This window comes from Caballeronia sp. LZ065, assembly GCF_031450975.1.
GTDB lineage: Bacteria > Pseudomonadota > Gammaproteobacteria > Burkholderiales > Burkholderiaceae > Caballeronia.
This window is the reverse complement of sequence record NZ_JARUXV010000004.1, coordinates 338,675-364,794: the sequence shown is the minus strand read 5'-3', so window position 1 is coordinate 364,794 and position 26,120 is coordinate 338,675. Positions and strand designations below refer to the sequence as shown.

Here is a 26,120-nt window from a genome sequence, read left to right as displayed (position 1 = left end):
ATGCGGCCATTCACCGCAAGCGTCGTGGCCGGCGCGTTCGTTGCCGCCGCCAGCGCGGGCGCGGCCGGCGCCGCCCGCGCCCAGTCTCCGCAAGCCGCACAGCAATGCGACTGGCCGGCGTACCGGCAATTCGTCGAGCGCGCGGTGCAGGCCGATGGCCGCGTGATCGACCGTTCGACCGAAGTGCAGCAGACCACCTCCGAAGGGCAGTCCTACGGCCTGTTCTTCGCACTCGTGGCGAACGACCGCGCCACCTTCGAGCGCTTGCTCGGCTGGACCCGCACGAACCTCTCGGGCAATCAGTTCGATGCCGCCAACGTCCGCTTGCCCGCCTGGCAATGGGGCAGGAAACCGGATGGTTCGTTCGGCGTGCTGGACCCGAACTCGGCCTCGGATTCGGACCTGTGGATCGCCTACGACCTGTTCCAGGCCGGCCGGCTATGGAAAGAACCGGCGTACACGAAACTCGCCTACGCGCTGGCGACGCAGATCGTGAAGCAGGAAATCGCCGATCTCCCGGGCCTCGGACCGATGCTCCTGCCCGGCCCGCACGGTTTTCGCAACGGCGACGTGACGCGTCTGAATCCGAGTTATCTGCCGTTGCCGCTGCTGCGCGCGCTGGCGCACGAGATGCCCGACGGTCCATGGACGAAGCTCGCGCAGAACGCCGCGATGATGATCCGCATCACCGCGCCGCGCGGCTACGCGCCGGACTGGGCGGCGTATCAGAACGGCCAGTTCGCCGTCGATCCGAAGAACGGCGATGTCGGCAGCTATGATGCCATCCGCGTGTATCTGTGGGCCGGCATGACGGCGAGCCGTGACCCGCTCGCGCGCCCGTGGCTCGACGCGCTCGGCGGCATGCGCCAGAGCGTCGCGCAAAACGGCTTCCCGCCGGAGAAGGTCTCCACCTTGAACGGCGCGGCGAGCGGCGAAGGCCCGCTCTCTTACTGGGGCGCGCTGGCGCCCTACTTCAAGGCACTGAACGACGAGCACGGCCTGGGCCTCGCCCGCGCACATCTCGAAGCGCTGACGGCGCCGGCTGTCGCGGGACGCGAACCGGCCTACTACGACCGCGTGCTGGGCCTGTTCGGCGGCGGTTTCGTCGAAGGACGCTATCGCTTCGATGAAACCGGCCGTCTGGTGCCGAACTGGAGAAGCGCATGCTGATCCGGGTCAGGAAACACGCAATGAAGCGGACTCTCGCAATGCATATCGCGGCGGCCATCGCGGCCGGCGCGCCGATGTTCGCCCTCGCCCAGGCCAGCGCCGATCCGCTGACCGTACTGGTCGATCAAGGCAAGTACTGGCAGGCGCACAAGCGCGGCGATCTCGCCGAGCAGGCGTGGCAGAAGGTGCTGCGCATCAACCCGAAGCAGCCCGATGCGCTGTTCGGCATGGGCATGGTGCTCGCCGACCGCAAGGACGGCAGCGGCGCGCAGCAGTATCTCGCGCAGTTGCGTCAGGTCGCGCCGAACTATCCGAACCTCGACGAACTCGGCCGCCGGCTCGGCGAAACCAGTTCGCGCGACCAGACCGTCAACGACGCCCGCCGTCTCGCGCAGAGCGGGCAAAGCGCGTCGGCGGTGCAGGAATACCGCCGCGCGATCGACGGCAAGCCGTCGACGCCGCAGTTGCAGCTCGAGTATTACCAGGCGCTCGCCGCCACGCCGCAAGGCTGGGACGAAGCGCGTCGCGGACTCGAACAGCTCGCGCGCGACAATCCCGATGAGCCGCGTTACCAACTCGCCTACGCGCAGCATCTGACCTACCGCGACTCGACGCGGCGCGACGGCATCGCGCGGCTCGCAAAGCTTGCCAGCGACAGCGCTGTCGGCGCCGACGCGAAGAAGAGCTGGCGTCAGGCGTTGCTGTGGCTCGGGGCGCGCGCATCGGATGCGCCGTTGTATCAGGCCTATCTGCAGACCTCGCCCGACGACGCCGCCGTGAAGGCGCGCTTCGATTCGATGGTGCAGCAGGACCGCGCGGCGCAGGATCGCGCGCAGGCGGGCACGGCTGTCGATACGCGCGGACGCACTGTCGGCGAAGGTTTCGCGGCGCTGGATCGCGGCGATCTCGTGACGGCGCGCACACGCTTCTCGTCGGTGCTCGCGAGCAACCCGAACGACGCCGACGCGCTCGGCGGCATGGGCATCGCGGCGCTCAAGCAGGAGCACTTCACCGAGGCGCGCAACGATCTCGAACGCGCGTCGCGGACCGGCAATCCGGCGCGCTGGAAAGACGCACTCACGAGCGCCACATACTGGTCCTACACGAGCGACGCCATCGGCGCGCGCAGCAACGGGCAGATCGCACAGGCGAAGGCGTTGTTCGAACGCGCGATCGCCGTCAATCCGTCCGATGTCACTGCCCAGGTGCTGCTCGGCGAGATGCTGCTTTCGAACAACGATCCGCGCGGCGCGGAGCAGGCGTATCGGATGGCGCTGCGCCGTCAGGCCGACAATCCGGACGCGATCCGCGGGCTCGTCGGCGCGCTGGCCGCGCAGGGACGCGGCGACGAGGCCCTCGAATTCGCCAATCGCCTCAACACCGAACAGCAAGCCAAGGCCGGCGGCATCAACAAGCTGCGCGGCGAGGCGCAAGCCGCGCAGGCGCGCGCGGCCGAAGCACGCGGCGATCTCGGCGCGGCGCGCAGCCTGTTCGAAGACGCGCTGCTCAACAATCCCGACGATCCCTGGCTGCGCCTCGACCTGGCGCGCATCTACGTGCGTCAGGGCGCGGTGGGCAACGCGCGCAGCATGATGGACGGCCTGCTCGCCACGCATCCGGACATGACCGACGCGCTCTACGCGAGCGCGCTGCTGTCCGCCGAGACGCAAGACTGGGCGACCGGCCTCGGACAACTCGAACGCATTCCGGCGGCCCAGCGAACGCCCGCGATGACCGCACTCCAGCATCGACTGTGGGTACAGCAGCAGACGGAGCTCGCGACGCAGGCGGCCGCCGCCGGACAACGGCAACAGGCCTTTGCGATCCTGAGCCGTGCCGCGCCGGTCGCGGCCGGCAACGCTGAGCTGACGGGCGCGATCGCCACGGCGTATGTGAAGGCCGGCGATCCGGCACGCGCGCTGGCGCTGGTGCGCGGCGCGATTGCCCAGGCGCCGAACGACACCGGGCTGCTCCTGCAATACGCGGGCATTCTCTCGGCGACGCAGCAGACCGCCGAACTCGGTTCCGTGATGCGCCGCCTCCAGTCGATGTCGCTCACGACGCAGCAACGCACCGACTTCAACAATCTGAATGTGGGCATCGTCGTCGCGCGTGCGGACGAGGTGCGCAGACAGGGCAATCTCGCGAGCGCCTACGACGTCATCTCGCCGTGGCTCGCCGCGATGCCCGACAACGCCGATCTGCAGGCCGCGCTCGGCCGCATGTACACGTCGGCGGGCGACGACCGCAGTGCGCTGACGTGCTTTCAGAAGGCACTCACGCGGCGCCCCGACGACCTTGCGCTGCAGACCGCCGCGATGGCCGCCGCGAGCAACGTGCGCGACTTCCGGCTGGCCGAGACCTACGCAAATCAGGCGTATCAGGCCGCGCCGAACGACCCGGGCGTGCTGGCGTCGATTGGCCGGATGTATCGCGCGCAGGGCAAGCTCGATCTGGCCGCGCAGTTCCTGCAGCGCTCGCTCATCGCCGCCAACACGCCGCCGATGCAGGCCGCCGCGCCCGCCCAGGCGCGCGGCAACGTTCCGCCGGGCTGGGAAAGCGCGCTGAGCCGCATCGGCTCGAATCCGCTGCCCGGCACCAATCCGTTCGAAGGCAAGACCGCGGTCGATACAGCGTCGAATCCGGCGCTGGCGTCCGGCGCGTCGTATCGCCAGGCCATTCCTCAGAGTTACTCGCAGCCCGTGCCGACCTATCTGCCGCCTCCCCAGCCCGCTACGTATTCCACGCCGTATCTGGCGCCTTCCGCCGCGCCCGCGCCGATGCAGCAAGGCGTGCCGCGTCAGGTGACGAGCGGCGGCTATGGTCCCGACATGTCCGGTTCAGGACAGTCGGGCGGTCCGCTTCAGCCCTATCCGGGACAGGATGGGGGTGCGTCGGGCGGTTACGCGCAGCCGGCTTATCAGGCGCAGCCGTATCAACAGCAGCCGGCGTATCAGCCGTATCCGCAACAGCAGGCGTATCCGCAACAGCAGCCTTACCCGCAACAGCAGCCTTATCCGCAACAGCAGCCTTACCCGCAACAGCAGGCGTATCCGCAACAGCAGGCGTATCCGCAGCAGCAGCCGTATCCGCAGCAGCAGCCTTACCCGCAACAGCAGGCGTATCCGCAACAGCAGGATCCGTATGCATCGCCGTGGCCGATGTCGCCCGGCGCGCGCGATGCGCAGTCAAATGCCTACGCGCCGCCGCCCGTCGCGAGCACCACGCATACGAAACGCCCCGCGACGACCTCCACCCGCAAAACCGCGACGGCGCGTCCCGCGAATCCGTACGCCTATGGCGCGCCGCAGCAGCAGCCCTATCCGCAGCAGCAGCAACCCTACGCACCGCAGCCCTACTATCCGCCGCAGCAATACGCGCAGCAGCAATACATTCCGCAGCCGCCGGCGGGCTATGCCCAACCGTACTATCCGGCCCAGACGCAGCAGCAGCGCGCCGCCGCGGCCGCGACGATGTCCACGGGCGGCATGCCCACGCCCGTCGCCAATTCGCAGACTACGAGCGTCGCCGATGAACTCGCGCAGATCAACCGCGAGCAGGCGAGCACGGTGTCGGGCGGCATCATCTTCCGCAATCGCGATGGCGAGGACGGACTGTCCAACCTGACCGACATCGAAGCGCCCATCGAAGGCCGCATCAAGGCGGGCAATGGCCACGTCATCGTGCGCGCGACGCCGGTCACGCTCGACGCCGGCACCGCGAGCAGCGAAGCGAACACGCTCGCGCGCTTCGGCTCCGGACTGGGCGCCGTCGCCACGCCGCCGACCAACAACTACGGCTCGCAGACGGCGACGGGCGTCGGCCTGTCGATCGGGTATGAAAACCGCAACTGGAAGGGCGATGTGGGCACCACGCCGCTTGGCTTCCGCGAAACCAACGTGGTGGGCGGCGTGCAATATCAAAACGCCGTCACCGACAAGGTCTCCTACTCGCTGGCCGTCGCGCGTCGTGCGGTCACGGACAGCCTGCTCTCCTACGCCGGCGCCCGCGATCAGGGCGCGGGACTCGAATGGGGCGGCGTGACCTCGACGGGCGGCCGCGCCGACTTCGGCTGGGACGACGGCACCAACGGCGTCTACGCCAACGCCGCGTACCAGTTCCTCGACGGCAAGCAGGTCGCCACCAACACCGCGGTGAAGGGCGGCGGCGGCATCTATACGCGCCTCATCAAGGATGCGGACCAGACGCTGACCATTGGCGCGAACACCACGCTGATGCACTACGACAAGAACCTGTCGTACTTCACCTATGGTCAGGGCGGCTATTTCAGCCCGCAGCAGTATGTGATTCTCAACTTCCCGGTCGAGTATGCCGGGCGCACAGGGCTCTTCACCTACGACCTGAAGGGGTCGATCGGCGTGCAGCATTACCGGCAGGACGAGTCGGATTATTTCCCGACGAACGGCACGTTCCAGGCGCGCGCCGCCGGCTCCGGCGCCACGCCCGACGCCAATGCCGTCTATCCCGGCCAGAGCAAGACCGGCGTGTCCTATTCGCTCAGCGCAACCGGCGAGTACCAACTCGCGCCGCAGCTGGCAGTCGGCGCGACGGCCTCGTTCGGCAACGCGTATCAGTATCGCGAGTGGCTCGCGGCCGTGTACGTGCGCTATACATTCTCGAATCGCGGCGGCGTGCAGCCCGTGTTTCCGCCGCAGGCGTTCAGCTCGCCGTACCTGTCGTTGTCGAACTAAGGCGTTGTCGGCTTGCGGAGGGGTTCACGCAACCCTCCTGCAAGCCGCGAGCGCGCAGGTTCCAAGCTCGCCGTCTCGACTGCGTCGATTTATTACGAATATTTCATCGCATTACCAAAGCGGGCACTGGTCGGAAAATTTAATCCGCCACTTTTTGTCCGCAATTCCTTCGCATTCGCCTGGCGCCGAGACGCGCCAGTCGCGATCCCGTCTGCAAAGTCATGCCCAACGGGCGTGAGCGCCATCTCCACAAAATCTGAAGCCGCATCGCGCATGCGCTTTTCTGTTGCGCCAGCGTCACAGAAACCGGCAATAAATCCCGCCGATCATTACGGATATTTTCTAAATATTTCCGTCCGTGTAATGATAGCGATTCGCATTTACCCAATCGACACGATAGTCCGGCGCAATGAATGGCACGCAGCACCGCCGCGCCGCGACCTTCCATCGACGACATCACGCACCTCGTAAAACTGTGGCAGCAGGACGCCCGATCCTCTGTCATCGGACCTGAACAACAACGACCTGGACAACGACATGTTGAGGAAGACGCCGCTGGCAGCGGCATGGGTAACGATTGCCGCCGTGCCCATGGCGGCACCGCTGTACGCCCAGACTGCATCGCAACCCACACCCACCGCAGCACCGAACATCGCGCAAGCCGCGCCGCCCGGCCCGGATGCGGCAACGTCCGCGCCCGATACCGCGTCCCTGCCCGCTGTCCGCGTGACCGGCCAGGCTGACGCGCCCGACTTCCAGGCCGACGTGTCCAGCGTCGGCGCCAAGGTGCCCACCGCGCTGCGCGACATTCCGCAGGCGGTCGTCGTGGTGCCGAAGGCCGTGCTGCAATCGCAGGCCATCAGCTCGTTCTCCGATGCCCTGCGCAACGTGCCGGGCGTCACGCTCGGCGCGGCCGAAGGCGGCCAGATCGGGAACAACATCAACCTGCGCGGCTTCTCCGCGCGCACCGACATCTATCTCGACGGCTTCCGCGACCGCGGCCAGTACTATCGCGACACGTTCAACCTCGAGTCGATCGACGTGCTCTACGGGCCGTCGTCGCTGTACTTCGGACGCGGCTCGACGGGCGGCGTCATCAATCAGGTCAGCAAGCAGCCGGACCTGAAACCCCGCGCCGATGTCTCGTTGCAGGCGGGCACGCACGACCGCTTCCGCTCGACGGTCGACATCAACCAGCCGCTGACGGACACCTCGGCGTTCCGCATCAACGCGTTTGGTCAGTCGCTGGGTTCGAGCCGCGACGAGATGATCAACAAGGACTACGGCATCGCGCCGGAAGTGAAGTTCGGCATCGGCACGCCGACGCAGGTGACGCTGAGCGCGCTGATCCAGCACAACCGCGACCAGCCCGACTACGGCATCCCGCCGCTGAACGGCCATCCCGCGCCGGTGGACACGAAGACTTTCTACGGCTTCACCGACGACCGCACGATCCAGGACGTGCAGACGGTGAGCGCGCGCATTCAGCATCGCTTCGACGACATGTTCACGCTGCGCAACCAGACGCAGTTCAGCCACTACAGCACCGAAGCGCGCGCGACCAACGCGGCGGCCGTGCTGACCGGACCACTCGGCACTTCGACGGCGCTCACCAACGGCAACTACACTTCCCTGCCGCTGAGCTCGCTGTTCGTGCGCCTGCAAGGCAAGGACCGCAACATCAACGATCACTCGGTCTACAACACGACCGACCTCGAAGGCAAGTTCGCCACGGGCTTCCTGAAGCACGACATGCTGGTGGGCGTCGATCTGAGCCACGAGACCTACAGCAACCAGAGCTTCACCGCGACGACGCCGGGCCTGCCCTCGAACACGCTCGCCATCGTGCCGCTGGTCGATCCGGCGTATGTACCGCGTCCGGCGAACTATCGCGAGGTGGTGACCAATCTGGCGGAGTCGAGCGCGAACGGTCTTGGCCTGTACCTGAACGACACGATTTCGCTCGGCGAGCACTGGAAGTGGATTGGCGGCGTGCGCTGGGACCGCTATGAAGCGGCGATCCACAACTCGATCAACGCGCCCTCCTACGGCACGCAAACCAACTACTTCACGAGCGTGCGCACGGGCCTCGTGTTCCAGCCGACGGAGACGCAGTCCTACTACGTGTCCTACGGCACTTCATTCGATCCGTCGCTCGAAGCGCTCACGCTCACCAACGGCCAGCAGAACCTGCCGCCCGAGCACAACAAGTCGTATGAAGTCGGCTCGAAGTGGGATCTGCTGAACGGCGGTCTCTCGGTCACGCAGTCGCTGTTCAACATCGAGAAGACCAACGCGCGCACGCTGGCTTCGGACGGCAGCTATTCGCTCGACGGCGACATCCGCGTGCGCGGTTATCAACTGGGCGTGGCAGGCCACATCACGAAGCAATGGCAGATGTTCGGCGGCTATACCTACATGGACGGCACCATCCTGAAGGCCTTCGACGGCACGCAGGGCAAGACGCCGGCCAACACACCGCATCACATGTTCACGCTGTGGACGACCTATGACTTCACGCCGGTGTGGCAGATCGGCGGCGGGCCTTCGTATGTGTCGTCGCGCTATGCGGCGAACAACAATCTCGTCGAAGTGGGCGGCTACGTGCGCTGGGACGTGATGGCCGCGTATCATCAGAAACGCTACGATATCCAGTTCAACGTGCTGAACCTGACGGACAAGAAGTACTACGACGCCCTGATTCCGTCCGACGGCGGACGCGCGGGGCGGGGTCGGGGCCGCACGTCCCTCGCCCCCCTGAACTACGGTTTCCGCTGAGGCCGTGCCGGCGCGCCCCGCCCGCCCGCGGCGCGCGCCACGTCCCACAGAACCATGATCCTCTCGATACCGAACGTCCTCAGTCCCGCCGATGCCGCCGCCATGCGCGCCCGCCTCGAAACCAGCGACGCCTGGGTCGACGGCCGCGCCACCGCGGGTTATCAGGGCGCGCCGGTCAAGCGCAACATGCAGATCGCGGAAGGCTCGCCGATCGCGCATGAACTGGGCGACAGTATCGTCGGCGCGCTGGAGCGGCATCCGCTCTTCATCAGCGCCGTGTTGCCGAATCGCGTGTATCCGCCGCTGTTCAACCGTTACGAAGGCGGCATGCACTTCGGCAGTCATGTCGATGGCGCGATCCGCATCGTGCCGGGCCACGGCGCGCGCGTGCGCACGGATGTCTCGGTCACGCTGTTCCTCACGCCGCCCGACGAATATGACGGCGGCGAATTGATCATCGAAGATACCTTTGGCGTGCAGGAAGTGAAGCTGCCCGCCGGCCATGCGCTGGTCTATCCGGCGACGAGCCTGCATCAAGTGCGCCCGGTCACGCGCGGCGCACGCGTGTCGAGTTTTTTCTGGGCGCAGAGCCTCGTGCGCGACGATGGACAACGCGCCCTGTTGTTCGATCTTGACAACGCCATCCAGCGCCTCAACGCCACCGACGGCGATGAAGCCGCCAAGCGCACGCTGGTCGGCTGCTATCACAACCTGCTGCGCATGTGGAGCGAGACCTAGGCGCAGGCATCCTGCTTCGTACTTCGTGCTGCGTCGCAAAAGCGAATCTCCGCACGAACGAAGCCGGCGCGCGAAGATCGGGCGCACAATGGCGAAAGCTCGCGTGGACGGGCGAACAGGAGGAGCGCCATGACCGCCATCACGTGGGTTCTCGCGGCTGACGGCAAGCGTGCGCGCGTCTTCGAGACGCTTGGTTTGACGCTGGATCTGCGGCAGGTCGAAGACCTCAGGAATCCGGCGGCAAGCATGGCGGACGACGACGGCGCAGCGTTCGCGCGCAAGGTCGCCGGCTTTCTGGAGCAGAGTCGCCAGCAGCACCGGTTCGACCGGCTGCGCCTCGCAGTGGAACCCCGATTCCTGCACGTGCTGCGCGCGCACTTGACCAGTGACACGCGCACCCTCGTCTACGAAGAAACCACCGACGACGCCTCACACGACATGCGCCACGGCCTGGGCCGGCGTTAAATCCGGCCCGTCACCTTCTTATGCCGCCGGCACGATGTTCTGATTGCTGCGGAACACGTTCTCCGGATCGTAGCGCTGCTTCACTCGCGCGAGCTTCTCGTAGTTCGGTCCATACGCCGCCTTCACCCGATCGCCTTCATCGCCCGTCAGGAAGTTGACATAGACGCTGCCCAACGCGTGCGGCGTCAGCGCGGCGAACATGTCGCGCGCCCACGCGGTGCATTTGGCATCATCGGCGGCGTCTTCCCAGCGGCCGTGAATGTTGATCGTATAGATCGAATCGCGATTCGCGTAGGCCGTCGCATCGGCGGGCACGCGGTTCGTCTCGCCGCCCATCGCGCCGACGAAGATCTCGCATTGCGTCGAAGGCAGCGACTTCACCGCGTTGGTCAGGATGTCGAAGGTCGCGTCCGTGAGGCCGGCAAAGTTATGCGACTTCCAGTAGTTGCGCGAACCCGGCGTCAACAGCGGATCGAAGGCTTTCTGCCAGGCCGCGAAGGGCATCGGTCCGAGATGCTCGCCACAGGGCGTGCCGAAGCTGCGCGCCGGCGCCAGCACACGCTCGCCGTTCTCGACCGGACCGACATAGCAACTCGCCAGCACGATCACCGGCTTGCCGTGCACGTCCGCGGGCAGGAACGGCAACGGCGGCGCGAGACGCATGACGGCCCAGACGCTTAGTTCGTCGGGGCTTTGTGCGACGAACTCGCGATACTTCGGCAGGACTTCATCCGCTTGTTCGAGCGGATAGACCACCAGCCCGCCATAAATCTCCGGCCCGACTTCATGCAGGCGAAATTCGAACAGCGTGACCACGCCGAAGTTGCCGCCGCCGCCGCGCAAGGCCCAGAAGAGATCGGGGTCGGTATGTTCGTCGACACGGCGCCATTCGCCGTCCGCCGTGACGATCTCCGCCGCCACGAGGTTGTCCACCGTGACGCCGAACTTGCGGCTGATCCAGCCGAAACCGCCGCCGAGCGTGAGACCGGCTACGCCGGTCGTCGAGTTGATGCCGAGCGGCGTCGCGAGTCCGAAGGCCTGCGCTTCGTGATCGAGATCGGAGAGCAAGGCGCCGGGCTCCACATAGGCGCGTCTTGCCTGCGGATCGATGCGCACCGACTTGAGCGCGGAGAGATCGATCATCACGGCGTCGTCGCTGACGGCGCTGCCCGCGATGTTGTGCGAGCCGCCGCGGATCGACACAAGCATGCCGTTGCCGCGCGCGAACGCAAGCGCCGCCTTCACGTCGGCGACGCCCGCGCAGCGCACGATGAGCGCGGGCCGCCTGTCGATGGTGGCATTCCAGACCTTGCGTGCTTCGTCGTAGTCGGCATCGGCGGGTGCGATCACCCTGCCGCGTACCGTCGCCTTGAGAGAGTCGATCACTTCGCCCGATATCTTCATCATGTGAAACCTCGCTGCAATTGACGCGCCGCGACGTGCCCGACCCTGCCCGCTGGACCGGCGAAAGCGCAAGGAACCCGCAATCGGATCGTGTGTGCCGTAACGATTGAATTCACACGGAGATGACCGCGGGAACGGAAAGAGAAAGACATGCCGGACGCCTTCGTCCGCTCATTGATTAAATGCCGTGATTTACCGAATGTAAAGTGCGCGTCGAGCGCATTTGCGCATGCGATCTAGCATGGATCCGACAAAGTACACACAGCGGGCATGAATCGAATTCAATGCTTCACGAATTGCTTCGGATCCCTGATGTCATGAAGCACGCATGAAAAAAAAACGGGCGCTTGCGAGGCGCCCGTTTTTCATCACTCAGCGAACAAGGTCTACGCGCGTTCGAGCACCGCCATCTCGCGCACCACGACCAGCAGCATGGAAAGACTCGCGCCGCCGCTGGCGCGCAATTCGGTCAGCAGGCGCGTGTAGCGATCGAGTGCCTGCTCGCGCTTCGCTCGCCAGGTCTCGACGATCACATCCGCCGCATCGATCCCGCGCGACTGCTCGAGCGCACTCACCGTCAGCGCGCGCTTCAGGCGCGCCAGTTCCTCCAGCGCGGCCGCGCGCGCGAGCAGGTCCCAGTGCGTCGCGACGGGCAAGGCCATTGCGCGCTCCGCGATGCCGCGATAATCGAGCAACGTGCCGATGCCGAAATACACGCTCGCCACCAGTTCGAGACTGCGCTCCGTGCAGGCCGCGACTTCGGCGCTGTCGAGCACGGCCGTGGCGATCTCGCCGCTCGCGACCCGCGCCGCCAGCGTGCTTTCCACGCCCGCATCTTCCAGATCACGCCGGCGCGCGTACCAGGCGTCGAGTTGCGTCGCGGGCAGGAGCGCAGGCAGTTGCGGCGCCAGCCGCTGCGCAGCCTCGCGGCAACGCGCCAGCACGCCGCGCGCTTCATGCGCGTCCGCACCGGTGTGCTTCAGATGACGCAGGAACCACAGCGACGTATCGTCGAGCAGCCGCACGACATCGACGAACATGCGCGCCTGCACTTCATCGGCGACGATGTTGTCCAGCCCGTCGATGCTGCGCCCCAGGTCATCGAGATCGAAGACATCGCGCGCCATCAGCGCGGCCCGCACGATGTCGCTCGGCTGCGCATCGGTCTCTTCCATCAGCCGATGCACGAAGGTGCAGCCCACGCGATTCACGAGCGCATTGGTCAGATGCGTCGCGAGAATCTCGCGCTTGAGCGGGTGGCGCTGCATCGTGTCGCTGTAGCGCTGTTGCAGCGGCTTCGGAAAATACTCCGGCACCATGTCCGCGACGAGCGCATCTTCGGGCACGTCCGATTCGAGCAGTTCGTCGTACAGCCACATCTTGCCGTACGCCAGCAACACCGCGCGCTCGGGCGACGTCAGCCCGGACTTGACCGCCGCGCGCTCGGCGATTTCATCATCGGAAGGGAGAAATTCGATGCGGCGCTTCAGGCGCCCGGCGCGTTCCAGGAAGCGCATCATGCGCGCCTCGGCATCGAGCGTTTCGGCTTCGTAGCGCTTCGCGATCGACAGCGCCTGCGTCTGCGCATAGTTATCCTTCAGCACGAGCAGACCGACTTCGTCGGTCATCTCGGCGAGCAGCGCGTTACGCTGCTTCTCGGTCATCTCGCCATCCGCGACCACGAGGCCCAGCAGGATCTTGATATTGACTTCATGATCCGAGCAATCGACGCCTGCGGAATTGTCGATGGCATCGGTATTGATGCGGCCGCCGCGCTGTGCGAACTCAATGCGCCCCAGTTGCGTGAGACCGAGATTGCCGCCCTCCGCGACCACCTTCACGCGCAGCTCCGCGCCGTTCACGCGCACGGGGTCATTGGTGCGGTCGCCGACCTGGAGATGCGTTTCCGCCGTCGCCTTCACATATGTGCCGACCCCGCCGTTGTAGAGCAGATCCGCTTCGGCCAGCAGGATCGCGCGGATCAGTTCATTCGGCGCGAGCACCGACGCGCTAATGCCGAGCGCCGCCTGCACCTGCGGCGACACCGGGATGGACTTCGCCGTGCGCGGGTACACGCCGCCGCCGGTCGAGATCAGCGAGGCGTCGTAGTCAGCCCAGCTGGAACGCGGCAGCGCAAAGAGACGCGCGCGTTCTTCGAAGCTCTTGGCGGTGTCGGGCGTCGGATCGAGAAAGATATGGCGATGATCGAATGCCGCGATCAGCCGGATGTGACGCGACAGCAGCATGCCGTTGCCGAACACATCGCCGGACATGTCGCCTACGCCGACCACCGTGAAATCCGTGCTCTGCGTATCGAAGTTCATCTCGCGGAAGTGGCGCTTCACCGACTCCCACGCGCCGCGCGCCGTGATGCCCATCTTCTTGTGGTCGTAGCCGACCGAGCCGCCGGAGGCAAACGCATCGTCGAGCCAGAAGCCGTATTCATGGGCAATCGCGTTCGCATAATCGGAGAAGGTGGCCGTGCCCTTGTCGGCCGCGACGACGAGATAAGGATCATCGGGATCGTGACGCACCACGTCCGGCGGCGGCACGATGCCCTCTGGTGTGCGGTTGTCGGTGACATCGAGCAGGCCGCGCAGGAACATCTGATAGCACGCGACGCCTTCGCTGAGAAACGCCTCGCGATCCGTCACCGGCGGGGGATTTTTCACGACGAAGCCGCCCTTCGATCCCACCGGTACGATCACCGTGTTCTTCACCATCTGCGCCTTCATGAGGCCGAGCACTTCGGTGCGGAAATCCTCGCGCCGGTCCGACCAGCGCAAGCCGCCGCGCGCCACGCGTCCGCCGCGCAGATGCACGCCCTCGACACGCGGCGCATAGACCCAGATCTCGAACATCGGCTTGGGTTCGGGCAGCCCCGGCACCTTCGACGGATCCAGCTTGAACGACACATAAGGCCGCGGCTGGCCGTGCGCATCGCGATGGAAATGATTGGTGCGCACCGTCGCGCAGATCACGCCGAGGAACTGCCGCAGGATGCGGTCTTCATCGAGATTGGGCACCTTGTCGAGCGCCGCTTCGATGTCGGCGAGCACGCGCTCGGCGGCGGCGTCGCGCGCCTCGCTGCCGCCGCCATGCGTCGGATCGAAACGCACCATGAACAGTTGCAGCAGCTTCTTCGCGATCAGCGGATTGCCGATCAGCGCGCGCTCGATATAAGCGTCGCTGAACGTCGAGCCCACCTGGCGCAGATACTTCGCATAGGCGCGCATGATGGTCACGTCGCGCGAGCCGAACTCCGCGCGCAGCACGAGCCGGTTGTAGTCATCGTTCTCGATCTCGCCCGACCACACGCTCGCGAACGCGTTCTCGAACAGCGGCTTCACGCGGTCGATGTCGAACTCCACATCGTCCTGCAACTCCAGGCCGAAGTCGTGGATCCACGCGTTCGGCGCGCCGGTCGGCTCGATCAGATACGGTCGCTCTTCATCCACGCGCACGCCGAGATGTTCGAGCATCGGCAGGCTGTGCGACAGCGCAATCGGCTCGCCCACGCGATACACCTTGAAGCGGAACGCGCGCTTGCCGGCCTCAATCGGCCGGTACAGGCTCATGGAGAGCCCGCCGGCGCTCGTGTGCGTCGCCTCGATCAACTCGATGTCGCGCACCGCCGTACGCGCCGGATAATCCTCGCGATAACCCGCCGGGAACGAATCCGCGTAACGCTGCAACAGGCGGTTGCCGGCTTCCTCGCCGTGACTGTCGATGAGCGCGTCGGCGAGATCGTCCTGCCAGCGCCGCGCCACCTGCACGACGCGCGCTTCGAGCTCGCGCGTATCGACGTCAGGCATCGTGCCGCGATCCGCGCGCACCACGATATGAATGCGCGCCAGCGGCGACTCCGACAACAGCGGCGTGAACTCGATGCTGCGCCCGTTGAAGGCCTCCATCAGCACGCGGCTGATGCGGCGGCGCAGGTCGGTGTTGAACTTGTCGCGCGGCACGAACACGAGGCACGACACGAAGCGGTCGAAGCGGTCGCGCCGCACGAACAGCCGCGTGCGCTGATGTTCCTGCAACCGCAGCACGCCGAGCGCGATGTCGAAGAGCACGTCTTCGTCGGCCTGGAACAGTTCGTCGCGCGGATACTGCTCCAGCACCGTGATGAGCGACTTCGCCAGATGCCCTTTCTCCAGAAACCCCGCGCGCCGCACGATGTTCGCGCACTTGCGCCGCACGATCGGAATCTCGTAGGTGGGAACGAGATAGGCCGTGGACGTGTACAGGCCGAGAAAACGCCGCTCGCCGATCACCTTGCCCTCGGGCGACACGCGCTTCACGCCGACATAGTCCAGATACCCGGGCCGATGCACCGTCGCGCGCGAATTGGCCTTGGTCAGGAAGACAGGCGCCGCGCCTTCGATGATCGCGGCCGCGCCCGGCGGCAGCGGCGTCAGGTCGCCCGCCGCCGGCGCGCGCAAGGTTTCGCGCAACAAGCCCAGCCCGGAACCCGGCACGCCGCGCAGCGCGAAGCCGCCTTCGTGCTCCACCAGATCGTAGTCACGGCAGCCGAGGAACGTGAAGTGGTCGCCCACCATCCATTCGAGGAACGCGCGGGACTCGATGCCGTCCGGCGTCGTGTCGCGGGTCTTGAGTTCGGTGATCGCGGCGCGCGCGGTGTCGAGCAGCTTCGGCCAGTCCTCCACCGACGCGCGCACGTCGCCCAGCACGCGCGCGATGTTGTCGCGCACTTCATCAAGACGCGCGCCGTCGCTGCAGCGGTCCACTTCGAAATGAATGAACGATTCAAGCTCGGACTGACCGTCGCCTGGCTCGCTGTGACCTTGCGCAATGCGCTCGATCTCGCCCTTGGCGCCGCGCCAGACACGGAACACCGGGTGGATCACGGAATGCAGCGCAAGTCCCAGCCGGTTGAGCTCCATGCTCACCGAATCGACGAGGAACGGCATGTCGTCATTGACGATCTCGACCACCGTATGGTCCGAGTGCCAGCCGTGCTGCTCCAGATTCGGGTTGTAGACGCGCAGCACTTCGCGCCCGTGGACGAACTTCTGCGCCGTCTGGATGTGCGCCATGGCGGCGCCGTAGAGATCGGCGACATCGCGGCTCGCAATGTCCTCGACATCGACCTGCTCGTAGTAGTGGCGAAGCAGCGGCTCGATGATCGGCCAGGTCTGCTCCGGCAACCGTCCTCGCGCGAATTCGAGGAGATCGTTGATGAGTTGTTCGACCCGCGCTTCGTTCCTGACCAGCATGGTGTCCTCCCGAGGGTGTCGGTTGCGATGCCGCTATGGTCTGCTCTTCACGTCATCGAGATTATGCGCCGCGACGCGCGTTTGCCTTCCGCCAGGCATGTGCGCCTGCACAAGGCCGGCGCCCTTCCACGGTAGCCCCCGCGCGTGACCTTTGCGCGACACGCGCTTTCGACCTATCGTCGAGGGGAAGATTCGCAGCGCAGTCCGGACACGGAGGAATCGCCATGCAGGACACCACGGAAGTCCCCGCGCAGCAGACGGTCGTCACCGTGCGGCCTCAGGAAAAGCTCGCTTCGGTTCAACATCTGCCTTATTTCATCGGTCTCTCGGCGGCGACGGCCGGCACGCGCGGCCTCGCAATGCACCTTGTCGTCGTGCCGCCGGGCGGGCGCGGCGAGCCGCATGTTCACATCGGCTACGAAACCGGCATCTATATCCTGGAAGGACGCATCGAGACACGCTACGGAGCGGGGCTGGCGCAATCGATGATCAATGAGCCGGGCGACTTCGTCTTCATTCCGCCCGGCGTGCCGCATCAGCCGGTCAATCTGAGCGACACCGAGCCTGCGCGCGCGGTGATCGCCCGCAACGACGCGAATGAAGCGGACCGCGTCGTGCCCTACGATCCCGGCGAAGCTCAGGCGTCTCAGTAGCCGGACGCGCCGTTCATCGGCAAGTCGACGTAACCGGTATCGGCAAAGCGCGCGCCGCCGAGCAGCCCGCCCGCGAGCCTGCCGCGCACCGCATACGAGACCTTGTTCGGTACCTCGCCCGTGGCGAAGCCGAACGCCTGCCGCGCCACCGAGAACGCCGACACCGTCACCGGCACGGCCACCACCGTCTCGCCGAAACGCGGCACCACGCCGCGCTGGTCGCTGACGCCGCTGGCGAACGGGCGGCCGTTGAGGTCGAGATCGAGCGCGACGCCGTCGAAATCGAGCGGTTCGTTGTTTGGATTCTGCACGCGCAGTTTCACGGTAAAGCGCATCTCGAGGCCCTGTCCCTCGAGCGGCTCGATGCCCGCCACCGTCACGCGCATGGCATCGCGATTGAAGAAGCCTGCGCAGCCATGCAGCGCGAACAGCACGGCCAGGCCGGCGAGAAAGAGAAAGAAGCGGCTGCGCGGGTGATTCGCTTGCATGGGATCGAGGTTCCTCGCGTGATCATGCTCCGGACCGCAGCACGTTGAGCAGCATACGGCTACCGGCATGATGAAACCAGACATCATCGACGACGAACAGCGCGGCAACCCACGCCGCGCCCACGACGATCAGATCGCAGTGCCCGCTCGTCCACAGATTGAGCGAGTGGCGCGGGCCGACCCACGGCACGCCGAGCGGATTGGGCCAGTCCGCCAGCAGGTGCATCAGGCCGCCGCATGCGAAGCCGAAGGCCACGGGCGCCGCCGGATGCCGCCCGAGTTCATGCCAGGACAGCGCGAGCAGCGCGGCCCAGCCTACGCCCCAATGCGTCAACGTGCGATGCGTGATCCAGAGCTTGCGGGCGCGCGTCCACCACGCGACTTCGAGCCAATCCGGCGCGGTGGCGCCGGCCACGGCGGCAAGCAGTGCGAGTACCGCTGGAACCATGCCCGCTCCCGCAGAGGCGGGTCCGTGCGCGGCCGTCACGAGCGCCGCCGCGATAATGCCCGCAGCCCATCCGGTTGCATGATGAGCCTTGTTCGACGCCATGGAAAAACCTGCCTTGATCGCTTGCCGGGAGAGCGCGAATGTTCGCATGCGCGTTACACGACGCGCCGGGCTGAAACATAAACTTACGCAAATGCGTACGCGGAAACACGCCGCGCCGCCGTCGCAATGGGCGAGTCTGCGTCGCGTTGACTAGAATGGTTGTCAGATTGCTGCGCCCTTCCCGCTGCGGACGCCCCTGGCGCGTCCCACGCCCGCCTGCGCAAGCAGGTTTTGAGAGATTCTTCAGAACACCGCCGTCATGCAACACCTGAAATACCTGAGCGCTTACCCGAACACGCTTCAGGACAAGGTGCGTCGACTGATCGCCCAGCAGCAACTGGGCACGTATCTCGACGCACGCTATCCGAGCCGGCACGCCGTGCAGTCCGATCGCGCGCTGTATGCGTATTGCTCGGACCTGAAGCAGGAATTCCTGCGCGTGGCGCCCGCCATCGACAAGGTCATCTACGACAGCAAGCTCGACGTGCTGCGTCACGCGCTCGGCCTGCACACAGCCATTTCTCGCGTGCAGGGCGCGCGGCTCAAGGCAAAGAAGGAGATTCGCATCGCCTCGCTGTTTCGCGACACGGCGCCTGAGTTCCTGCGCATGATCGTCGTGCATGAACTTGCGCATCTCAGGGAAAGCGATCACAACAAGGCGTTCTATCGGCTCTGTGAGCTGATGCAGCCGGGCTACCATCAGATCGAATTCGATCTGCGGCTGTATCTCACGCATCGCGACCTGGTGCGCGCCAAGACTGTGTGAGCCTCGCTGCACCGCATCAAACTTGCCACGCGAGCGCGGCGGCATAGCCGGAAGGCGCGTCCAGTGCCACTGCCGAGAAGCCGCCCGCTTCCGGCGACACCGCATGACGCAAGCCCTTGCGCGGCAGCACCGAGAAGCCTTTCAGCCCGATCCACCCGCCGCCGATACCGACGCCCTGCGCCTTCAGCACCGCTTCCTTGGCGGTCCAGCAATCGAAGAATGCGCCGTGGCGCGCGGCCTCGGGCAGCGTCTCGATGGCCTGCCGGTCGCGCTCCGCCAGCACGGCAGGCGCCAGTTCATGCCAGGCGAAAGTGGCGCGTGCCGCCTCGATATCCACACCGACGCGTCGGACCCGCGACGCGCCGATCAGCCCGAACGACCCCGAATGCGAGACGTTGAAGTCCGGCGCGGCCGGCTGGTCGAGCAGCGGGCGGCCGTTCTCGCCGGCGTCGAGTTTGAGGCGGGCCGGCTCGGTGCCGGTCAGCGTCGCGAGCACGTGACGCAGCGAAGCACGCATGACGCTGAAGCGCGCTACATCTTCAGGCCGCAGATAACGCGCCGCGCGCGCGCGTTCGCTTGCGTCCAGCACGGCGCAGGCGGGATCGTCGGGCGTGACGGTCAACGGGATCGGAACGCGCCAGACGCGGATGTCGGCAGGCACGCCGGCAGGCAGCGCGAGCGGTTCGAGATCGAAGGGTACGGCGGTGACGGTCATGTGGGCGCGTACTGCGCCTCGCCGTTGCCGAAGGACCAGTTCTCCTTCTTCACCTCGACGAGACCGATGAACACATCCTCGCGACGCAGCTTCAGACGCTCGTGCAGGCCATCGGCGACGGCCTTGTAGAACGCGCGCTTCTTCGCCACATCGCGGCCCTCGTTCAACGTGACCTGGATCACCACGCAATCGTCACTGCGCGCAATGCCGAGATAAGTGCGATCCACGATGAAGTCCGGCGCGTCGCGCTCCGCAATGATCTGGAAGCGATCGTTCTCGGGCACGTCGAGAGTGGCGCGCATCGCGTCATACACCACGTCGCCGATGGCCGTGCGGTAGGCGCTGTCTTTTCCCTTCAGCAAATCGATGCGTACAAGCGGCATGTGAATTCTCCTGTTGGATGATGGGGCTCAGCGATGCCCCGGATGCAGCAGCAAGTGCGGCGGCTTCGCGCGATCCACCATGACCACGGCGTGCTGCTCGAATTCGGTCAGGAGCGCATCGGCGGTTGCCTGGGTCGCGCCGAGCACCAGCAGGCTGTCTTCGGCCGCCCAGACGTGCAACGGGTCGATGCCCGCGCCGGACAATGCACGCAGTCCCGATTGCGCGATCCGTGCAGCCAGCGCGCGTTGCCGCGTCGCGTTGGCGTCCGGCGGCAGCAGATGGCCGAACGGATTGCACGCGGTCACGAACACGGCGGTGTCGGCTCCATGTTCTTCGAGCAAGGCGATGAGCGCCGGATTGGTCACGCCGATCTTCATGTCGATTGCCGGCGTTGCGTCGATCCGGTAGATCGCTGCGCGATAGGCGTCGAGCGTGGCGGCGGGCAGCGCGCGCAGTACGTGCTGTTTCGACGCATGCGCCATGTCCAGCACGATGGGCTGGCCATGCGGCGTGGCGCGCGCAGCCTCGTCCCACTCGTGGCGGCGCTGCGTCAGCGTCTCCTGGCTGACGCAGCCCTTTGCCGTGCTCAGGCGTTCGAGCGCGCTCAGCCAGTGCGCATAGTAGGTGTCGCCGTGATCGGGATCGCCGGCGGCCTGCGCCGCGCGGATCGCCTCGCTCAATGCATGCGCCCATTCCTGCCACGTGAACACCCCGCGCTCGTGCAAGGCGAGCGTCATCGCGAAAGCCTGCGCTTCCCACGGCGCTCGGAACACCGGGCCATCGTCGTTGAAGGGCAAAGCCGGCAGGGCGGCGCGGAGTTCCTGCAGTTGCAGCGGGGTGAGTGCCGGATCGTTCAGGGTCATGTCATGCATGCGCGGCATCGAGAAGATAAGGCTCCCAGCAATCCACGCACACCGATGACGCGCTCGTGTCCGCGCCCCACAACTCGGCGGCGTCGAAACGCACCGTGTAGAGCCATTGCGGATGCTCGCCGTGGCCAAGGGCGTTTTCATCGGGGAAAACGTGCGCGCCGCGCACCGCGATCACCTGTCCGCTCTTGCCCCGGCAATAGCGCGGCAGACGCGTGTGTGTGGGCGGATTCATCAGCTTCGTGCGCACGGTGTCGCCGATGGCGAAGCGCGCCGGTGCCTGCTCCGGACGATCGACCGGCGCGCCACGCAGCAACGCGGCGCTGACGTCCGCGGCTCGCAGCATGCGCACGTTGGGGACGGGCGCGGCCTGCGAATGACCGGCCTCGATCTCGGCTGGACTCGCCAGGCCCTTCGCGAGCAACAGCTTCTTCAAGCCCTCGAACCAGATTTCGTAGTAGCTGCTGCCGAGATATTGCGCAGGCGGCAGGCTTTCGCGCGCGGCCCGCGAGGTGTCGATGTTCCACTGACCCGTCGCGCCCATCGCGAGCGTCACGGCCAGCACGCGCCGCTCCCAGTCCGCATGGAAAGGCGACGCGCCCGGTGCATCGCACGGATCGATCTCGACGGGCCCGAAGGCCTGCATGCCGCCCATGTCGTGCGCCGCGTTCATGCCGCCACCTCGCTTGCTTCCGACGGACTCGACGCGAGACCCGTGCCGATCATCGCATCGCGCGTGACGAGCGCGGCGAGCGCGTCTTCGTCGAGATGATCGGTGCCGGGCGGGCGCATCGGCAGGACCAGATAGCGGACCTCGGCCGTCGAATCCCATACGCGCAGTTCGACTTCGTCCGGCAAGCGGACACCGAAGTCCTGCAACACGCCGCGCGGATCGATGACGGCCCGCGACCGATACGGCGCGGACTTGTACCACACCGGCGGCAAGCCGAGCACCGACCACGGATAGCACGAGCACAGCGTGCAGACGACCATGTTGTGAATCTGCGCGGTGTTTTCGAGCGCGACCATATGTTCGCCCTGGCGTCCGGTGAAACCAAGCGATGCAATGGCCGCGGTGGCATCGTCCAGCAACCACGCGCGAAACTGCGGATCGCTCCATGCACGGGCCACGACACGCGCGCCATTGCGTGGTCCGACCTTGTGCTCGTAGGTCTGGATGAAGATATCGAGGGCTTGCGGATCGATATAGCCTTTCTCGACCAGCAGCGATTCGAGCGCCTTCACGCGCAGATCCATTTCAGGCAGCGGGCTGCCGGCGTGGTCGTGGTCGTGGTCGTCGTGGTGATGAGGGTGATCGTGGCTCATGAGCGGTCTCGCGAGTGACACAGACGCATCACGTTACCGGAGTGCGCGAAGGCGTGCAAACATCGGGCAAGCGCGTATCAACCCAGTTCGAACGTGGTCACGCCGAAGACCCGGTCGAGCGGCACGTCCGGCGCGCCGCTCGTGTACATGCGCGCGGTTTCGAACACGCTCGTCATGCCACGCCCGACAGCGAGCGCGACCGCCGCGGGATTGCTTTCCGGGACGTCGAGGAACACGGTTTCACCCGCGACCTCCGCGACGAGCGCGCGATACAGCGCATGCGCGGTGGGCGAATCGTCGGCAAAGAGCGGACCGATCTTGTAGCCGTGCGCGCAGCGGCGGATGACGCCGAAACCGCGCACCCTATCGCCGGACAGCGCCACGCGTGCGCATGCCTGCGGCATCGTCAACCAGTCTTGCAGAAATGCTGTTCTCCGGCAGCCGAACACGCGCGCGTCATAGTCGAGCAGCGTGGCGAAGGGAACAGCTTTCGCGTCGGCAAGGGTCAGCGTCGTCTGGACCGGTTCTACGCTGGCCCGCGCCACGCCTTCATAGCGCACATTGCGGCCCGCCAACACGAACCCCGACTTGCGATAGTTGGCTTGCTGCGCGAGCACGCCGTCGAGTCCGATGTTGCGCGCACCCAGGTACGCCATGCCCTCGTTCCACAGGCGTAGCCCGAAGCCCCTGCCGCGCCATCCGGAACGCATGATGTAGAGCCCGATGAAGCCGAACGCGTCGTCATAGGCGACCGCCGAGAGGCAGCCGATCGGCTCGCCGTCCCACGTGCCGATTAAAAAACCTTGCGGGTCGGTGGCGAAGAAGGCGCGGGCATCGTCGAGACCGGGGTTCCAGCCCTCCGTGGCGGCCCAGTCGAGCGCGCTCTGCACCTCGGGCGGCGTCATGCGGCGGATGGTGAAGCGTGCATCATCGGGACGGGCGCGCGACGGGGCTTCCATGGAGGACATGTGGGCGACCTCATCGAACTGAAGGAACTTCAGTGTCGCGCGATTCTGATGTGGGGAAAAGATGCGGGAAGAGCGGCGGACTGCGGAGGATGTGCGGAAAGAACGGGACGATGACGCGCCGCCCCGCTCAGGAATACCCGTGTCGCCGCTCGCTGCGGCTGAAACTCTGGCGCGAACGCCAGTCTTCCGAACGCAGGACATGCTCGCCGTCCTCGCGCGCCTGCTCTTCCGAATCGAAGCCTTCGTCGCTGTAAGCGACGACCTTCATGCCACCGCCCGCTGCGCGTTCGATGGTGATGCCCCAGTGCCACCCGCCTTCCTGATGGAAGACGTGCAGCGTCGGGTTCGACGTTGTGGTCAGTTCCATGTGCGGCTCCTTCCCGCGATGTCCGCAAGGCCCGCCTGCTGCCTTCGACGCTCGCCTTGCTTGCCGGCGGCTGGCTTGCCAAAGTTCAATCCGCTGCCGAATGTGAACACGGCCTGACAGATGGCCGTACGGACGGCCCCTGCCGCCTCATGGAACAGCATACGCAATGCCATGCTGCGGCGCAACACGAAGTTTCCCTAGGGTCGGGGTGGAGTCGCGCGGGGGACACGTCGCTGCCTGACGGAAAAGCCTGATGCCGATTCCAAGGTAACGCAATGCCTGCGTCCCCGTATTGACGCTCCGATGTCCCTTTTTTGAAATCGCCCGGCGGATGGGCCGCCGATGCCGCTGTTCCTGCGCAAGGCCAACGCGCTCGAAGCGCGAGGGGCCCGATTTCACGCCCGCGCTGCCTGCGCTTCGAGCGCGGCGAGCCACGTGACAATGGCGCGACAGGTCCATTCAGGGTCATCGTGAGGCAGGTCGTGGCCGGCCCACGGATGCACGGCATGCACAGCGCCCCAGTGCATCGCGACGCGTACCGAACAGACGGGATCGACCAGCCGGTCCCCCGCCGCCGACAGCACCAGCGCTTTCCCCGCCGGCATTTGCTTCTCCGCGCGAAACCGCGCCGCCGCGAGCAGTTGCCGCAAAGCGTTGCCCGCGCTGGCGCCGTGGGTGCGCCGCAACGCCGTCCAGTGCGCGATGTCCGCGTCCGCGCCGTCTTGCCGATGACAGGTCAGCTGATGAATCAACGCTTCACAGGGTCCAGGCCGCCGCGAGTTCGCCGCAATGCGCAGCAACACCGGCCACGCCGACGGCCGGAGTCGTTCGTGCATGCTGGCAAACGGCCGCATGCTGGTATTGATCAACACCAGGCGCTCGATATCGTCGGGATGCCGTTGCGCCCAGGCGGTCGCCACCATCGCGCCGAGCGACATCGCGATCACCCGGCACGGCATGCGTACGCCAAGTGCCGTGGCCCGGGCGCGGATGAATTCCATCATCGCCTCGACCGAGAGCGGCGCCGGGCGTCCCTGCTCCACACCGTTGCCCGGCAAATCGATACCAACGATGTCCTCAGCGCCTTCCGCCAGCCCGTGCGCCACCAGCGCCGCGTCGAAACCACTCCAGTGCCGCGTTTCACGCGTGAGGCCGCGCAGCAGGATCCATTGGCTCATCGGAGGCCCGTGCGTTGCCAGTGCGCCTGCGCGCGCCGCAACAGTTCGTCGCGCGGCGCGCCGCCCGGCAGCCAGCGTTGCGATGAATACGCGGCGCGCGTCAGGAAATCGAAAAAGTTCGGATGACGCCGCAGCACCCGCCGCGTGCGATGCGCCTTGATCGGATTGAAGATGCCGAGCCGCGAGAACAACTGCATCGGATTCTTGCGGATCCAGCGCCAGGAGCCGAGTTCGAGCGTCATCGGCAGAAAAATGTTGGGCGGGCGCGAGCGGTCGTAAGCGAAGTCCCACAGGTCGCCGTGCAGCAGGTACTGGTGGCTCTGTGGCTCGAACGCATAGCCGTGATGCGGGTACGACTCCTCGAACATCCGCTTGAGCAGGAACATCTCCGGCAGATGCGCCATCTGCCGCTCGGTGCGCGCATACGGAAACCAGATGCTGTCGTCCCAGCCGAAGCCCGAATGGCAGTCCAGCGCGAAACTGAGCGGCCGCGACATCAGCTCTTCCTCGACCACGCCGAGCAGCGCGGCGCTTTCGGCTTCCATGTGGCCGTCGACGGGACCGCGATACCACGGCAGCCACGGCCCGATGCGCTGCCCGCCCGCGAGAAACGGCACCCGTCCCTCGGCGCTTTGCGGCGCATTGCGCATCAGATCGACGCCGTTCGGATTCGCCCGCGTGCGCGCGAACATGCCGCCGGGATTGACGATCGGCATGAAGATCAGACGGATCGCGCGCAATTGCTGTTGCAGCGTGTCGTCCCATTCGAGGCGCGTCAGCAAGGCGCGCATGTATTCGAGCACGAGCTGCGTGCCGATGCATTCCAGCCCATGCACGCCTCCGAAGAAGCCGATGGCGGGCGCGCCCGGATCATTGGAACCGATGGACGCGGTGAGCAGCGGAAAGACCTGTCCGCGCGCGCGCACTTCGCAGCGCGTGCGCCATTCGAAGTGCGCGCCGCCCGCGACGCGAAGCGCCTCGAGTTCGTCCATCTCGGGAAAACTGCTGGTGACGACACTGCTTGCGTTCATGACGACGGCCCGCGGTCCTGTATCTGTTCTGTGCTGCGATTTTTGAATCAGACTGTGGTTCCGTGTTTCGGTGCCTCGCTGGCGCGGCGCTGACATCGTGCTGACCTTGTGCTGACCGAGCACTGGCGACGCCGCTGCGCTCCACCCGGAAGCCCCGAGTATAGGCGGATGATCGGCACGCAATATGTCGATGCGACGACTTGCGACAGCCTCGCGCCGTGTGCATCGCGCAGCGACGGTCACTGCGCGAAAGCGCTTCGTCACCTAGAATCGAATCACTGCCTTATGTTCGCCTCTGTGGTTCGCCTCTGTGGTTCG

At 66.0% G+C, this 26,120-nt stretch carries 21 protein-coding genes; 7 read left to right on the top strand and 14 right to left on the bottom strand.

Features of this window, described 5'->3' with window-relative positions; genetic code table 11:
• Together bcsZ and QCE63_RS28210 are read left to right on the top strand one after the other, a co-directional pair.
• A complete protein-coding gene (bcsZ, locus tag QCE63_RS28215; protein WP_309837777.1) occupies positions 1-1,170 on the top strand; it encodes a cellulose synthase complex periplasmic endoglucanase BcsZ in 1,170 nt (389 codons plus the stop codon).
• Positions 1,164-5,882 carry a cellulose synthase subunit BcsC-related outer membrane protein gene (locus tag QCE63_RS28210; RefSeq protein WP_404990199.1) on the top strand — a complete coding sequence of 1,573 codons (4,719 nt, stop codon included), beginning with the start codon at positions 1,164-1,166 and terminating at the stop codon, positions 5,880-5,882. Before bcsZ ends, QCE63_RS28210 begins: the two co-directional genes overlap by 7 nt.
• A gap of 92 nt (positions 5,883-5,974) precedes the next feature.
• Here the strand turns inward: QCE63_RS28210 and QCE63_RS28205 are convergent, their stop codons facing one another.
• Positions 5,975-6,157: a hypothetical protein gene (locus QCE63_RS28205; RefSeq protein ID WP_309837774.1), complete on the bottom strand. Its 183-nt coding sequence runs from the start codon at positions 6,155-6,157 to the stop codon at positions 5,975-5,977.
• Between the two features lie 262 nt (positions 6,158-6,419).
• Between QCE63_RS28205 and QCE63_RS28200 the strand changes: the two genes are divergently transcribed.
• The 3 genes from QCE63_RS28200 to QCE63_RS28190 all read left to right on the top strand — a co-directional run bounded on the left by QCE63_RS28200 (position 6,420) and on the right by QCE63_RS28190 (position 9,863).
• Positions 6,420-8,660 (top strand): TonB-dependent siderophore receptor, encoded by a 2,241-nt coding sequence (locus QCE63_RS28200; protein WP_309837772.1) that lies wholly within the window; start codon positions 6,420-6,422, stop codon positions 8,658-8,660.
• A gap of 54 nt (positions 8,661-8,714) precedes the next feature.
• Positions 8,715-9,398 carry a Fe2+-dependent dioxygenase gene (locus QCE63_RS28195; RefSeq protein WP_309837771.1) on the top strand — a complete coding sequence of 228 codons (684 nt, stop codon included), beginning with the start codon at positions 8,715-8,717 and terminating at the stop codon, positions 9,396-9,398.
• Positions 9,399-9,527: 129 nt separating this feature from the next.
• Positions 9,528-9,863: a host attachment protein gene (locus QCE63_RS28190; RefSeq protein WP_309837770.1), complete on the top strand. Its 336-nt coding sequence runs from the start codon at positions 9,528-9,530 to the stop codon at positions 9,861-9,863.
• An 18-nt stretch (positions 9,864-9,881) separates the two neighbouring features.
• Here the strand turns inward: QCE63_RS28190 and QCE63_RS28185 are convergent, their stop codons facing one another.
• Both QCE63_RS28185 and QCE63_RS28180 read right to left on the bottom strand, forming a co-directional pair.
• Positions 9,882-11,270 carry an FAD-binding oxidoreductase gene (locus QCE63_RS28185; protein WP_309837768.1) on the bottom strand — a complete coding sequence of 463 codons (1,389 nt, stop codon included), beginning with the start codon at positions 11,268-11,270 and terminating at the stop codon, positions 9,882-9,884.
• Positions 11,271-11,653: 383 nt separating this feature from the next.
• Positions 11,654-16,507, bottom strand: coding sequence for an NAD-glutamate dehydrogenase (locus QCE63_RS28180; protein WP_309837766.1), 4,854 nt, complete (start codon positions 16,505-16,507; stop codon positions 11,654-11,656).
• 224 nt (positions 16,508-16,731) lie between these two features.
• Here QCE63_RS28180 and QCE63_RS28175 point away from each other — a divergent pair, with 224 nt between their 5' ends.
• Entirely contained in the window at positions 16,732-17,160 is a 429-nt protein-coding gene (locus QCE63_RS28175; RefSeq protein WP_309837764.1) for a cupin domain-containing protein, read from the top strand.
• On the opposite strand, the gene QCE63_RS28170 is transcribed toward QCE63_RS28175, so the two are convergent.
• Positions 17,154-17,648 carry an LEA type 2 family protein gene (locus tag QCE63_RS28170; protein WP_309837763.1) on the bottom strand — a complete coding sequence of 165 codons (495 nt, stop codon included), beginning with the start codon at positions 17,646-17,648 and terminating at the stop codon, positions 17,154-17,156. The two genes, QCE63_RS28175 and QCE63_RS28170, sit on opposite strands and share 7 nt — an antisense overlap.
• A 22-nt stretch (positions 17,649-17,670) precedes the next feature.
• Entirely contained in the window at positions 17,671-18,198 is a 528-nt protein-coding gene (locus QCE63_RS28165) for a metal-dependent hydrolase (protein WP_309837761.1), read from the bottom strand.
• A 259-nt stretch (positions 18,199-18,457) separates the two neighbouring features.
• Between QCE63_RS28165 and QCE63_RS28160 the strand changes: the two genes are divergently transcribed.
• Positions 18,458-18,964: a YgjP-like metallopeptidase domain-containing protein gene (locus tag QCE63_RS28160; RefSeq protein ID WP_309837759.1), complete on the top strand. Its 507-nt coding sequence runs from the start codon at positions 18,458-18,460 to the stop codon at positions 18,962-18,964.
• A 16-nt stretch (positions 18,965-18,980) separates the two neighbouring features.
• On the opposite strand, the gene QCE63_RS28155 is transcribed toward QCE63_RS28160, so the two are convergent.
• From QCE63_RS28155 to QCE63_RS28115, 9 genes are all read right to left on the bottom strand, one after another.
• Entirely contained in the window at positions 18,981-19,679 is a 699-nt protein-coding gene (locus tag QCE63_RS28155; protein WP_309837757.1) for a 4'-phosphopantetheinyl transferase superfamily protein, read from the bottom strand.
• Positions 19,676-20,062 carry a tautomerase family protein gene (locus QCE63_RS28150; RefSeq protein WP_309837756.1) on the bottom strand — a complete coding sequence of 129 codons (387 nt, stop codon included), beginning with the start codon at positions 20,060-20,062 and terminating at the stop codon, positions 19,676-19,678. The genes QCE63_RS28155 and QCE63_RS28150 overlap by 4 nt, the downstream gene beginning before the upstream one ends.
• A gap of 27 nt (positions 20,063-20,089) precedes the next feature.
• Positions 20,090-20,935 (bottom strand): nitrile hydratase accessory protein, encoded by an 846-nt coding sequence (locus QCE63_RS28145; protein WP_309837755.1) that lies wholly within the window; start codon positions 20,933-20,935, stop codon positions 20,090-20,092.
• Positions 20,928-21,605, bottom strand: a complete 678-nt coding sequence (nthB, locus tag QCE63_RS28140) for a nitrile hydratase subunit beta (protein ID WP_309837753.1) — start codon at positions 21,603-21,605, stop codon at positions 20,928-20,930. Before nthB ends, QCE63_RS28145 begins: the two co-directional genes overlap by 8 nt.
• Positions 21,602-22,258, bottom strand: a complete 657-nt coding sequence (gene nthA / locus QCE63_RS28135) for a nitrile hydratase subunit alpha (RefSeq protein WP_309837752.1) — start codon at positions 22,256-22,258, stop codon at positions 21,602-21,604. The genes nthB and nthA overlap by 4 nt, the downstream gene beginning before the upstream one ends.
• Positions 22,259-22,335: 77 nt before the next feature.
• Complete coding sequence (locus QCE63_RS28130; protein WP_309837750.1) at positions 22,336-23,226, bottom strand: GNAT family N-acetyltransferase; 891 nt, start codon at positions 23,224-23,226, stop codon at positions 22,336-22,338.
• A 127-nt stretch (positions 23,227-23,353) separates the two neighbouring features.
• Positions 23,354-23,593, bottom strand: coding sequence for a hypothetical protein (locus QCE63_RS28125; protein WP_309837748.1), 240 nt, complete (start codon positions 23,591-23,593; stop codon positions 23,354-23,356).
• Between the two features lie 395 nt (positions 23,594-23,988).
• The gene (locus tag QCE63_RS28120; protein WP_309837746.1) at positions 23,989-24,771 is read right to left on the bottom strand and encodes an alpha/beta hydrolase; all 783 of its coding nucleotides are present in this window, start codon (positions 24,769-24,771) and stop codon (positions 23,989-23,991) included.
• Entirely contained in the window at positions 24,768-25,802 is a 1,035-nt protein-coding gene (locus tag QCE63_RS28115; protein ID WP_309837745.1) for a M14 family zinc carboxypeptidase, read from the bottom strand. Before QCE63_RS28115 ends, QCE63_RS28120 begins: the two co-directional genes overlap by 4 nt.
• Positions 25,803-26,120: the final 318 nt, after the last annotated feature.